Annotated in this window: 15 protein-coding genes; 2 read left to right on the top strand and 13 right to left on the bottom strand. The window is 58.3% G+C overall.

All coding sequences use genetic code 11. The annotated features are described in order from the left end of the window. Positions 1-3 precede the first annotated feature (3 nt). From ACR0CW_RS05800 to ACR0CW_RS05750, 11 genes are all read right to left on the bottom strand, one after another. A complete protein-coding gene (locus tag ACR0CW_RS05800; protein ID WP_155151048.1) occupies positions 4-666 on the bottom strand; it encodes a phage tail tape measure protein in 663 nt (220 codons plus the stop codon). Next, complete coding sequence (locus tag ACR0CW_RS05795; protein WP_170330953.1) at positions 653-862, bottom strand: rcc01693 family protein; 210 nt, start codon at positions 860-862, stop codon at positions 653-655. The genes ACR0CW_RS05800 and ACR0CW_RS05795 overlap by 14 nt, the downstream gene beginning before the upstream one ends. Next, entirely contained in the window at positions 859-1,179 is a 321-nt protein-coding gene (locus ACR0CW_RS05790; RefSeq protein ID WP_170330955.1) for a gene transfer agent family protein, read from the bottom strand. Before ACR0CW_RS05790 ends, ACR0CW_RS05795 begins: the two co-directional genes overlap by 4 nt. Positions 1,180-1,182: 3 nt before the next feature. Beyond that, positions 1,183-1,596: a phage major tail protein, TP901-1 family gene (locus ACR0CW_RS05785; protein ID WP_155151056.1), complete on the bottom strand. Its 414-nt coding sequence runs from the start codon at positions 1,594-1,596 to the stop codon at positions 1,183-1,185. Positions 1,597-1,616: 20 nt separating this feature from the next. After that, positions 1,617-2,030 (bottom strand): DUF3168 domain-containing protein, encoded by a 414-nt coding sequence (locus ACR0CW_RS05780; RefSeq protein ID WP_480787114.1) that lies wholly within the window; start codon positions 2,028-2,030, stop codon positions 1,617-1,619. Beyond that, positions 2,027-2,365: a phage head closure protein gene (locus tag ACR0CW_RS05775; protein ID WP_480787113.1), complete on the bottom strand. Its 339-nt coding sequence runs from the start codon at positions 2,363-2,365 to the stop codon at positions 2,027-2,029. Before ACR0CW_RS05775 ends, ACR0CW_RS05780 begins: the two co-directional genes overlap by 4 nt. Further along, a complete protein-coding gene (locus ACR0CW_RS05770; RefSeq protein ID WP_480787112.1) occupies positions 2,362-2,961 on the bottom strand; it encodes a head-tail connector protein in 600 nt (199 codons plus the stop codon). The genes ACR0CW_RS05775 and ACR0CW_RS05770 overlap by 4 nt, the downstream gene beginning before the upstream one ends. 169 nt (positions 2,962-3,130) lie before the next feature. Then, a complete protein-coding gene (locus ACR0CW_RS05765) occupies positions 3,131-4,309 on the bottom strand; it encodes a phage major capsid protein (RefSeq protein ID WP_480787111.1) in 1,179 nt (392 codons plus the stop codon). 36 nt (positions 4,310-4,345) lie between these two features. Next, positions 4,346-4,891, bottom strand: coding sequence for an HK97 family phage prohead protease (locus ACR0CW_RS05760; RefSeq protein WP_480787110.1), 546 nt, complete (start codon positions 4,889-4,891; stop codon positions 4,346-4,348). 26 nt (positions 4,892-4,917) lie between these two features. After that, positions 4,918-5,136: a GTA head formation protein, RCAP_rcc01685 family gene (locus ACR0CW_RS05755; RefSeq protein ID WP_480787109.1), complete on the bottom strand. Its 219-nt coding sequence runs from the start codon at positions 5,134-5,136 to the stop codon at positions 4,918-4,920. Beyond that, positions 5,129-6,289, bottom strand: coding sequence for a phage portal protein (locus ACR0CW_RS05750; protein WP_480787108.1), 1,161 nt, complete (start codon positions 6,287-6,289; stop codon positions 5,129-5,131). Before ACR0CW_RS05750 ends, ACR0CW_RS05755 begins: the two co-directional genes overlap by 8 nt. 478 nt (positions 6,290-6,767) lie before the next feature. Here ACR0CW_RS05750 and ACR0CW_RS05745 point away from each other — a divergent pair, with 478 nt between their 5' ends. After that, a complete protein-coding gene (locus ACR0CW_RS05745) occupies positions 6,768-7,307 on the top strand; it encodes a hypothetical protein (RefSeq protein WP_480787107.1) in 540 nt (179 codons plus the stop codon). A 60-nt stretch (positions 7,308-7,367) separates the two neighbouring features. Here ACR0CW_RS05745 and ACR0CW_RS05740 read toward each other — a convergent pair whose 3' ends face one another. Then, a complete protein-coding gene (locus ACR0CW_RS05740; RefSeq protein WP_480787458.1) occupies positions 7,368-8,711 on the bottom strand; it encodes a DNA-packaging protein in 1,344 nt (447 codons plus the stop codon). Between the two features lie 535 nt (positions 8,712-9,246). Beyond that, entirely contained in the window at positions 9,247-10,590 is a 1,344-nt protein-coding gene (locus tag ACR0CW_RS05735) for a hypothetical protein (RefSeq protein ID WP_480787106.1), read from the bottom strand. 346 nt (positions 10,591-10,936) lie between these two features. Here ACR0CW_RS05735 and ACR0CW_RS05730 point away from each other — a divergent pair, with 346 nt between their 5' ends. Continuing rightward, positions 10,937-12,202 carry a DEAD/DEAH box helicase gene (locus ACR0CW_RS05730; protein ID WP_480787105.1) on the top strand — a complete coding sequence of 422 codons (1,266 nt, stop codon included), beginning with the start codon at positions 10,937-10,939 and terminating at the stop codon, positions 12,200-12,202. The last annotated feature ends 224 nt before the right edge of the window (positions 12,203-12,426 follow it).

The following is a 12,426-nucleotide window of genomic DNA, read 5'->3' as shown; positions in this document are numbered from 1 at the left end:
TGATTATCTGTTGCGATTGCCGCGCCCCAGAGCACGGCTCATTTGTGCTGCAATCTGGCTTTGGCTACGGCGGAAACCCTGTACGTCAGGCGTGGTGATGTTCATGACCACACTCACTGCGCGACCGCCGCCAGAGTTACGGACACCCAATTTTCCATCAGGACCGCGGGCCAGTGGCATGATCGCTTCTGGGCCTGCCTCACCCATTAGGCCGGTACCACCCCGCATCGGAAAGGTGGTCGGCCCGCTGACCACCCCTCCATTTGCAAAGGGCATCACCCTGCCTTGTGAAAAGCTGCCGCCATCTGCAAAAGGCAGAATGCCCTGCACCAATCCACCCACGGTGTTGGCCAAAATCCCACCGAAGTGGTCCGTTACAGGCTTGATCGCTGCCGAATATGCAGTGCGGATCATCGAGTTTTTGAGCACATCCAGCGCATCCGACAGGTTCATCCCATCCAGCACGACCCCATCAAAGGCTTTGCGCAACCCGCTGGACATGCCGCGTTCCAGCGTGGCAACGTCCTTACCCGTTTCCTCAAATGCGGCGCTGATCCGTTTCATCTGCCCATCAAAGGCCGCCGCCATGGTTGCCGCATCTCCCAGCGAGTCGCCCAGCGCCTCGCCACGTTCTTGCAGATCCTCCAACCCATCACGATCCGTCATCACGCTCTCCTTGTTCCTTGTCCGGATAAGCCGACAGCAACGCATCCAGGCCTGCCCGGTTCATCGCGGGGATCCCCGCGCCTTGCCCCAACATCAGCCGCAACTCAGCCGGTGTCAGACGCCAGAACTGGTCTGGCGTCAGACGCAGGCCAACAAACCCAGCCCGCATCAGGACGGGCCAGTCGAACCCGCTCATACTTGCTCGGGGACCATGAAGGCCCGCGCCAACAACTCAGCCGCCGCGCGCGCGCCCGCCAGCGGACCGCCTTCGATTTCGGCGCTCAGCAAATCGGATCGGGTAACCTTGGCCCCACCACCCCTCAGTCCGGCCACAATCAATGCCAGCACATCACCGCTGGAATAGGCTCCACCTTCGAACCGTTGCACCAGTTCAACCAATGATCCCGCCCCCAGTTCTTTTTCCAGTTCCGCCAAGGCACCCAAAGTCAGCTTGAGCACATGCCGCTCTTCATCGATGGTCAGTGCCACCTCACCCGTCCAAGGATTGGCCATTGGTCAAAGCGCCGTGAATGTCAGAGCGCCCGCGCTCGCCATGCTCATCTCGTAAGTCGCCTCGCCATTGTGCGAGCCCGCATATTCGATGCCGGTCACCTGAAAAGGCCCCTCTACGATACCGAAATCAGGGATGATTACCTGAAAGCCTGGCGTCTCCCCGTCAAAGAACAGCTGCCTCGCCCGTTCATCCGTTCCTGCATCCTTGAACACACCCGAACCCGAAATAGCCGCGGACTTGACACCCGCCCCCGACAGAAGTTCTCGCCATCCGCCCTGACTTTCCAGAGATGTCACGTCCACACTTTCGGCGTTGAAACTGATCCGTGTGGCGCGCAGCCCCGCGATTGTCTCGAACAGACCCGATCCGTTCATGTCTACTTTGACCAGTAGGTCCTTACCATTCTGGGCACCCATATGCTCTCTCCAATGATTGCTTAATTGTCTTCCACGCGCGCGCGAAATCTCAGATCGATCTGACGAATTGCGCCACCGGTGCCGGTACGCCTGGCCGAAGCACGCTCGAACCACAGCCCAACAAGCCGACCACGATCCAAGGTCAAAGGCGCATCCTCAAGCGCATCACAGACCGCGCCAGCCAGTATTTTGGCCGCGCCAAACCCGGCTGCTTCGGATACCACCGAAACCGTGAACCGATGCACCGCGCCCGCGCCGGACCGGTCCGAGGCTTCACGAACCTCTTCCGGACCCAGCGACACATAAGTCTGGGGAACTGTCCCAGTGGGCACGGCGTCATAGATTGCACCGCCAGATTGCGCGCTGACCTGCGCGTCATTCGAAAGCTGTTGATACACTGCCGCTTGCAAAGCAGCTGAAACGCCATAGCTCATGCCGCCACCTCTTCATCAGCAAAGCAGGTCAGGTAGTGACCTCGAGCGTCCCGATCCGCGACAGCGCGAATTACGAAACGGCGCTCACCCTCGCGAAATCGCTGATCCGGTGCAGGTCGCGCTGTCGATCCCTGAGGTGCATTCCGCACCACGATGCGATAGCTAACCCGCGAAACAGGCACTCCGGCGATTGATCGCTCTGCACCAGTACGGGCAGTGATCTCGGCCCAATGCTCTCCCAAAGCCTCCCAGGTCTCGGTGTATCCACCCGCTCCGTCAGCAGTTCTCACTGGTGACTCCAGCACCAGCTTCCGATTCAAATGCGGTGCCTTCATCGCGCCACCCCTGCCCCAAAGCGCACCATGCGGTAGCGCTGGATCAGACTGGTCACACCAAAGGGCATGCACCCATCACCCAGTGCGGTTTCATCTCGATATTCATAGTAATGCGCTGCCAGCAGCAGTACCGCCTGACCAAGATCAGCCGGCAGGCCACCCCAATCTGTTGCCATGCCAGCAATAAAGGCAATCTTGACCGAACCTCCGATAGAAATCGCAGGCAGACTCGCACCTTTGGGGCGCAATCTGGGCCGCTGACTATCCCGCTCCAACCGATAGGCATCAGTCACCACTGCGGTTTCGGATCCTGACGCATCCGACATCGTCATCACAGATATCTCCGTCACCGGTGCAACCGGTAAAATCTCACCCGCCTGGTCGCGCCATTTGTTCAGGCTCCACGAGAACTCGCGCTCGATCAGAACCTTGCCCGTGCGCGCCTCAATCGCTGCGATTGCTGCACGCAAGAACCCCTTCAACACTTCGTCCTGCACGGTGGCTTCGGTGAAACCCGTTCCCAGCCGCAGGTGTGCTTTGAACTGATCTACCGGCAGCGCCGCATCCGCGATGGCGGTTTCTTCGATCAACATCATCCATTCACTCCGCAATCTCGGACCCCTCCGGGGCCGCTTCTTGGAAAATGACGGGCACGCGCCGCCCCACGTTGCTCGGACGGAGGGGAGCAGCTAGACAACGCAGGGGATTCACCCCGGCTCGCGCCCGCCGTCCGAGGGGCACCAGACCCCTCGGATCCGTCACCGCTTAGGCGGTGCCGAATTTCACCAGCTTGATCGCGGCAAAATCGCTCACGTCGCCGCCCACGCGCTTGGTCGCGTAAAATAGAACGTGCGGCTTGGCGCTGAACGGATCGCGCAGCACACGCAGATCAGGTCGCTCGGCAATGGTGTAGCCAGAGTGAAAGTCACCAAAGGCGATCGAGAAACTGTCGGTCGCCGCATCCGGCATGTCTTCCGCGATCAGCACCGGATAGCCCATAAGACGTGCAGGCTCTCCCGCGGCCAGACCATCCGACCACAGGAAGCGGCCATCACTGTCCTTCAGTTTACGGATCACACCTGCGGTTTTCGAGTTCATCACAAAGGTGCCATTGACCCGATACTGTGCACCCAGCGCATAGACCACATCGACAATAGTGTCCGCATCAACACCACCATCAATGCCGGAAGCCACATAACCCAGACGCCCCCAGGACCAGTTGTCCTCGGCCATCGTGCCGTGGTTCAGGATACCCTTGGGCTTATCCACGCCATCCCCATTGATGAACGCCGCTGCCTCGGCTCGCGCGAACTTGTCTGCGATACGCGCCGCCAGCCAGCCTTCGACGTCAAAGGCACTGTCATCCAACAGGCGCTGCGACGCCTTGGGCAAAGCGCTGAGCTCGTGCAATGGGATCGAGATGCGGTCAATCGTCGGTGTCGAAGTCTCGGTTGTGGCCGAGCTCTCGTCGGCCCAGCCCGCGCCGACATCAGTATGGTCGATCAGTACATCGAACGAATTCGCCTCTACATTCACCACAGACGCAATGGAACGGATCGAAGCGGTGGAATTCAAAACGGATTTGATGGTCTCAGCCGTTTGTGGGTCAATCAGATAGCCGCCCTCACTGTTGACCGCGCTGGACAGCGACTTGGCCTCCATCTCAAGCCCGCGCAGCCCGTCATCTTCACCTGATCTCACATAGGCATCAAAGGCCTTCTGATGCGGGGCTCCGTCCTCAAGCGAAGCCGCAAGATGCGGGCGCGCCGCGATGGTTGATTTACGATCCAGCATAGTCAGTCGCTCTTCTGTCTGTTGCAATTTGGTTTTAACTTCAGCCTTCAGGCCCTTGAATTCATTCACGAAGCCAGCCATCGCCTGCTTCACCTCCTGAACCAGGGGCGCACCCTCTCCGGTCAAGGCCGGGGTCTCGGTCTTGCTCATCAGCATGTCCTGTTTTTGGGTGGGTATTGAGGCGCGCTAGGTCCGCGCCAGCTCCTGCCGGGCGTCGTTGAACACCTCAGCAATACTGCGCCAGGTGTTCTCAACGTCAGGCTCGATGCCCTTCGCTGCCACCCGCGCACTGGGCAACATCGGGAAGGTCACCAGCGACACCTCCCAAAGCTCCAGTTCGGTCAGGACCCGCTGGCCCTTGTCATTCTTCACGGCCCGCTTGGTGCGATACCCAATCGACAGGCCATCCATCGCACCCGCCCGGATCAGCTCCGCCGCCTCGCGACCCTTCTGCGTGCTTTCCAGAAGTCGCCCTTTGACCCTCAGGCCCTTGTCGTCTTCGCGCACTTCATCCCAGACACCGATGGGCTGCGCCGGGTCGTGTTGCCACAGCATTTTGACCCGCTGACCCGCCTTCGCCAGCGTATCAAGCGATCCGCGATACGCACCACGCTGCACCACATCGCTGCCTTGATCAGCCTGACCAAACAGGCTGGCATAGCCTTCGATCACAGCGTCCTCGGTCACGGATAGCCCATCGCCGAACCGCGCGAATTTATGCTCCAACTCCATGAACATCTCCTCGTAAGTACTTGATTTCACGTCGTAGACGTGAGAAATGACTGAAACGCCTGTGCTAGGATCACTGCCGCCACACCGTAGACCGTCAACCAAAGCCGACGCTCCAACCGCTCCATCATCTCTTCGATCTGATCCAACCGCCTGCACAGATGCGCATGCTGAATCTCCGCCACCCGTTCATGCGCAGCCAGACGCAGGCCCGGCGCACATTCGAACGGAGGATACCCGTCAGACATCCGCACGTTCCGGCAGCCCCAGCAAAGCGCGCTTCTCGGCATCCGACAGGAAATCGGCCCCGTTGACCCGCGCCCATTGTGCATCCCGTTCCGCCGACAACGCGGGCACCTGATCCAGATCGGGCTTCAGCACCAAATCCTCACCCGAGAACCCTGCCAGCCACTCCGACACCGCCGCCGCCACCCGCGTCACCAGGGGCAGCACGGTCAGGCGATAGAACGCCCGGTTGGCCTCCTGATAGTTCGAATAGGTCGCGTCGCCCTGGATCCCCAGCAGCATCGGCGGGACCCCAAAGGCCAGCGCGATCTCGCGGGCAGCGGCTTCCTTGGTCTTTTGAAACTCCATATCGGACGGAGAGAAGCCCATTGGCTTCCAGTCCAGCCCCCCTTCCAGAACCATCGGACGGCCAGCATTGCGCGCCCCGCGATAGTTCTGCTCGATCTCATCGGACAGACGCCGGAACTGATCCTCGGCCATCACCCCATGACCATCGCCTTTCCAGACCAGCGCCCCTGAAGGCCGCGCCGCATTGTCCAACAGCGATTTCGACCACCGAGACGCGCTGTTATGCACATCGATCGCCATCGCCGCCGCCTGCATCGGCGAGAACCCATAGTGATCGTCCTGAGGGTGGAACGACTTGATATGACAGATATTTTCTGCCGCAAACCGGTGCTTCTTGCCACCCACCGCGTAATCATACGCCTTGGGCCAGCCATCCGCCCCCGGCACCACGCACATCCGGTCCGAGCGCAGCACATGCAACTCAACCGGAAGCCCCTCTTCGGCTTGAACCGCCTCGACATAGGCATTGCCTGACAGCAGCAACTGCCCGAACAAAGCCTCCATCAACTCCGCCCGCCCCTGCGCCGCATTCGGACGGCGCATTAGCGACAGGATCGGATGAGTATCAAAACGCTGCGCCTGATCCTGCAGCACCAAGGGCAGAGCAGCCGCCGCCTCGGCAATCAGCTTAACCGAGCGAAACCCCACCGGGTTCCCCGAAAACCCGGTCCGCGTCAGTGACACCGCGTCCCGAGGGCTCCACGCCACGCGCCCGCTCGTCTGCCACGCCACCACAGGCCCCGCCGCGCTCGCCTTCGCCTCGGGCGCCTCGCCAGCCGATCCACGACGCAAGAAATCGAATACCATCTGTGCTCCTTTCTGCCGCCGCTCTGCCCGGCTTGTTGAAAGGAGTTATGACGGAAAGAAGTTTAAGCCTCGGGAATGGGGCGTACGGGGGATTGGCAACGGGTGGATATCCGTCAAAGAAATGCTCAGAGCACCAAAGGCTTAACCGCTGGTGCTAGTCGTCGTCCCGCATGCCTACAAAGTAATGCCTTGTTAGACCTGCGATTACCAATGCTGTAGCCAGCAAAGTTCCCATTCTGTGCTTCCCAGTGAACCCGGGCTGATCAAAGTACCAAAGCGCGCCGAAACACCCAAGGAGCACCAAGGTAACAAGTAAAAAATAAGTTTTTCTGTAGGACATTTCCAACACCCTCAGATTGCACACTCCAAACCATTTACAACTTGGCGCGCTGATGTCAATTGAGGACCATATTCGAAAGTTGCGCGCTTTTGCAAACGTTTGTAAGGATCTGAATCGTTGATGATTAGTCACGTCAGAATGGCCTCACTTCTGATTTCTCTGTTGGCCTTGAATTGCAACATGGCGCTTGCCGAAGACGCGCAATCATCGCTTGCTCAAGAGATCGAAAAATCTTCCGATACGCGGCTGGTTCAAAGAGGAAACAAAATTGGCAATCGCGTTTGGTTCCCTGAAATTCGTTTCCGGCAATATATCAAATTAGACGGCTGCAATCTGACTGCCGAAAATGAAGAAACGACGGCACAAGGCATACGAACACATGGCATCACTTTTGATCTCACAAGAACTGTACTACCAGATCCCAGTGATCCGGACAGCGCGGATTGGGGTATAGTCAGTTTCGCGGAGGGTGTTCAGTGGGGAGAGATAGTGTTTAGGTTTATCAAACCGTACACTCCTACTCCATATGGGACCGGAGACCTTTACGGTTCCATGGAGTTTTCTCCCGTGAAGCTCTACTCGTTTGGGATGCGAGAATTGCAGGACGTTGAGCAACCTCAACACCTTCTGGTATTACTTCAACATTATCAAAAGCAGTATTGCGCCTTTACCGGTTAGCTGCGGTCAATAAATTGGACTTCGAATCTTTGGTAGCGCTGTGACGTTCGTTAACGATCTTCACAAAGCCCGCACTCTAGGTCGCCGATACACCCCCGCAGGCCCCACAACCAATTCATGCAGCGCCCAGACCAGCGCGTCGACTCGGTCGGGCGAACCCGGCCCCTCAAACCCCCGCGCGGTCATCTGGCACATCTGCTCCTCCAGCGCGTCCAGCCCGGTCACATGCGCCACCCGCCCCTGCTCGTATAACGCTGCCACAGGCTCGGCCCGCGCAACCTTGCCGCGTGACGCCCGCACCGCGCGGAACGGGACCAGAGGGTCCACCTGCCGCACGACCTCTTCCACCAGTTGACCGCCCTGATTGACCTCGGCCACCAGCCGTTCGGCCCCGAATTCATCCATCGCATCAATCGCCGCCTGCGCCCAGCCTGCCGGACCGACGCCCTGCACCGTCCGGTCGGCCAGCACATAGGCGCGCCAGTCTTCGGGCGATCCCTGCACCCGAGCCCCCACGACCACGATCCCGCAAGCATCCGCATCTGCCCCCGCCGTCACCGCCGGGTCCAGCGCCACGACGATCCGATCCAACGCAGGCACCTGCGCGCACCGCGCCGCCTCCAGCATCGATCCGGTCCACAACGCCCCTTCGGCATCCGACAACAGCACCCCGTCCAGCTCCTGCCTCCCCAGCCGCGTGCCTGCATAGCGCGCGCGCACCTCATCTAAGAAGGAATCCGCCAGATTGGCCCGGTTCGCCTCAGTCGGCGCATGGGTCTGCACGGTCGAGGGCGACGCCAGCAACTCCTTCAAAACCTTCACATTCCGCGGTGTGGTCGTCACACAGGCCCGAGGCCGATCCCCCAACCGCAACGCGAATTGCAGCATATCCCACGTTTCGCCAGCCTTCTTCCACTTGGCCAACTCATCCACCCAGGCCGCATCAAACTGCGGCCCGCGCAGCCCCTCTGGGTCATGCGCCGAAAACGCCTGCGCCTCGGCCCCGTTGGGCCAGATCAGTTTCCGTTCCGATGCCTTCCAGGTAGGTCGACGATCCGGCGGAGAACACTGCAATATTCCGCTATCCCCAAAGATCATCACATCGCGCACCTGGTCAAAGGTCTCACCGATCAACGCCACCCGACTGGCCTCACCACTGTCCAAAGGCTTTGCCCCTTCGACCATCGACCGTACCCATTCAGACCCGGCCCGCGTCTTGCCGGCCCCACGCCCACCCATAATGACCCATGACCGCCATTCGCCCGCGGGTGGCAACTGATGCGGCAACGCCCAGAACTCGAACAGGAAAGGAAGGGCACTAAGCCCTCCCTCCCCGATCTCACTCAGATATCTGTCCTGCAGCGCAACAGGTGCGGAGGCGAGCCAACCGGCACCCGACCTCAAATCGAGCTCGGTTAAGGTCGAGCGCGTATCCCCCTTGGGCAATTCCGGCTTGTCTGTGATGTTGTTCGACAAAGCTTGTCTCCACTTTCTGACAACTTCGGATCAGCCCCTCTAACTGCCCGAGTTGCTTGGCTGAACCAGCAAGATCTGCATCCTCCCCGGTTCCGATTTGCCTTCGCAGTTCTTCCGCTGCCTGCCGCAAACCGCGAATGGATGCCTCAAGCGACTGCAAAAGTTCTGCCGTCTGGGACATCCGCTCTTCCGGGGTAATCAAAGTCATGTTTGCCTGTGACCTCATGCGTGAGTTTTCTCCGCACGAGAGAAACGAAAAACGGCCACCGGGTCGCCCCGGGGCCGTCGCCCACTTCTTCTAGCATGACACAAGGTGTATACGATTAAGTTCGCAAAGTCAATGAGTTACGCAACATGGACGCAACACGGTGCGTACGGAAACCGAACGAAACATTAAGACAGAGCTCAACAATCGCTCACCTGGGTTTACCAAAAACAATTCCCGTAAAGGCGGTGCAACGCATTACGGAACCATCGTTGCAAGAAACGACAACGCCGGGGAATCCTTGCGCTCATAGGCAAGTTTGATCGCTTCCCCAACCCTACCTTGCGCTATCATCAATCGCTCAAGCGCGAAATTTCGGTCATCAAAGACAGAACGCCCATTTGAGTTGGGGTGCAAACGCCAAAGGTCCTCATACGTGTCCAGAGCACCTTCTATATCCCCTTGCTGCACCTGCAAATACCCAAGAACACCCAATCCTTCGCGTTGATATTCTGCAGGAATACTTAGACCCAACAGCGACAAGTCATTGTAACCGGATTGCAGATAAGCACGCCCCACGGTCCACAACCGTCGCTCGTAGTCAAAGCGATCCTCTGCATCCTGCAAATATAGTAATATCTCGCCGTTGTTCCCGCTAGATGCCGCATGAACGGCTCTGATCCCGTCGACTGTGACGCTCGAATACACATGAGAATTTTCAATGGACCAAATCAGCAACTCCATTTGTTTCGTATCGCCCGCAACCGCATGGACAAGGGCAAAGTCATCGGTGCTCGAATCGTAGCGATCCAGATTTTGCTGCTTCATGAACTCAAGCAGTTCCAGAGCCCCATCTACCTCGCCGTCCATCGCCATGGCCAAGGCTATGTTTGACAGATGCAAAGCGCGATTTTCAGCATCCAGCAGATGACCTGCAAGATCTTGCGCATTCTGATATTCTTTCTTCTTCACAAGAGTATCAATGCTGTCAGCCTTCAGAAATAACCGCTCCTTGGGCACCCCAGCTGTCTCGATAAGTTGCAGCGCCTCCAAATAACGCCCTTGCAGAATCAGAACATTGACCACTTCGCGCTCAAGCAAGGCCCGCTCTTCGGCAGTTGCCGCCTCAAGCAGCGCTTCAACCTTTGCTCGATCTCCTGCAAACATCAGGAAATAGCCCGCCGCGGCCTTTGCGTGTTTTTGCCTCTTGGGCTCAATCTCCGGCATGAGATCGAGAATATACGTCGCGAAATCCGCCGCCGTTTCCGGCGCTTCGTTCATCAACGGTCCAATCAAAACGTCTGAATGAAACCTCAACAGTGCGCCTTGCCGTGCCACATCGGGCCATTTTTCTGCAAAATGGGCAAGAAACGCTGCCCGCGTTTCTGCGTGATCAGGCGCACCCGAACGCTCCTGATGAACCAAAATCCTAAGGGTGCTCCGCATCCAATAGCCAGGATCATAATCGGCCTCGGCAGCCTCGGTCGCGAGACCAAACACGCAATCGCGCGTCGGTTCGGCCAGACATGTATCAACCTCGGCGGAAACCGGATCGCTGGCCACTAGAAGGCCCGCAAAAACAATCGATCCAATAGTTTTCAAGGTCAAAGCTCCAACGAATGGCTTTCGGATATTCTGAGTACACATCCCTGCGTCGTTAAACCAGCGCCAGATCAACCCGGATTGGAGGCAAAACTTGACATTTCCCCCAATACCCCGCATGAGCGGCCACAACACCGCGCTGCCGCGTGAGCACGTGGGCCCTGAACAGCCCCCACAGCGCCAGACTTCCACCAGTTCCCATTCACGCAGGGTTCTTGACGCGACGACCAGATGATGCAGGGTGCGCTTGCATCTTCTGAGGTTTCGCACAACCCCTGTCGGTCGCGGATGCGGCCCGTCATGACTTGTCCATGAGTCATCCTCATGGGCGCAAAAGGATAGTTAATTGTTCGACTTCGACATGCTTGGCCTTGCGCCAGCGCTTAACGATGCGCTCAAAAGCGCCAATTTCACTCAACCCACTCCAATTCAGAACCAGGCAATCCCGCTGGCGCTGAACGGGCATGATATTCTTGGGTTGGCGCAGACCGGTACCGGCAAAACGTTGGCCTTTGGCTTGCCACTGATCGACCATCTGCTTGCCCAGCCCGGTAAGCCGGACCCCAAAACTGCCAAGGCGCTGATCCTTGCCCCCACCCGTGAGCTGGTGAACCAGATCGCTGACAGCCTGCGCAACCTCACAAAGAAAACCAAACTGCGTGTGGCGACAGTAGTTGGCGGCCAGTCGATCAATAAGCAGATCATGTTCCTGGCACGAGGCACGGATATTCTCGTCGCGACCCCCGGGCGCTTGATCGATCTAATGGAGCGTCGTGCCGTTGACCTCAGCTCGGTACGGCACCTTGTTCTCGATGAAGCTGATCAGATGCTGGATCTCGGCTTCATTCACGCGCTTCGAAAGATTGCTCCACAGCTGGGCACACCGCGCCAAACAATGTTGTTCTCGGCCACCATGCCCAAGCAGATGGAAGAACTCAGCCGCGCTTACCTGACCAACCCACAAAGAGTTCAGGTCTCGCCTCCCGGCAAGGCAGCAGACAAGATCACCCAATCGATCCACTTCGTCAGCAAACCCGGAAAACCATCAAAGCTGCGCGAAATCCTATCCCAGGATACCGACGCTCTCACGCTGGTCTTTTCCCGCACCAAACACGGTGCTGAGAAATTGATGAAGGGCCTGGTGGCGGATGGTTACAACGCTGCGTCGATTCACGGCAACAAAAGCCAGGGACAGCGCGATCGTGCAATCAAGGCCTTTCGCGCGGGCGAGATTAACGTGCTTGTAGCAACCGATGTTGCAGCGCGCGGTATCGACATCCCGGGCGTTGCCTATGTGATCAACTACGACCTGCCCGAAGTTCCTGACAACTATGTCCACCGCATCGGTCGCACAGCTCGCGCAGGTCGCGAAGGCGAAGCAATTGCGTTCTGTTCGGCGGAAGAAGTAGATCTGCTGCGTCAGATCCAGAAACTGATGAAGATCGAAATCCCGGTGGCCAGTGGGACCATGCCCGAAGCTGTGGAGCCCAAGAAACCAACAGGACGCCGCGGCAATGGCCCCCGCCGGGGACGAGGACCACAGTTCAAGCCTGAAGGTGCATCAAAACCCACCAACAAAAAACGGCGTCCGCGTCGCCGTCCGGCTGCATAACCAAACTCGAGGATCAGAGTGGCTTGTGCCCTTTGATCCTCGTGACTGCCAGTCGCAATTAGCTGAAAACTTCGGTTGGTCTGCGCCCCAGTTGTGCTGTCCGGTGGGTCGCATTGATATGTGCTAAGATATCTCGAAGCTCGGCATTTGGAAGCGAAACTTCAAAAGCCCGCATTCTCGATTAAGGCCTTTGAAATTCAGGGTTCGTCGCGAACCACGAATTA

It is taken from the genome of Ruegeria sp. CH6 (assembly GCF_056537005.1).
Note: the sequence above shows the minus strand (reverse complement) of the source record. Positions and strands in the feature narration are given on the sequence as shown.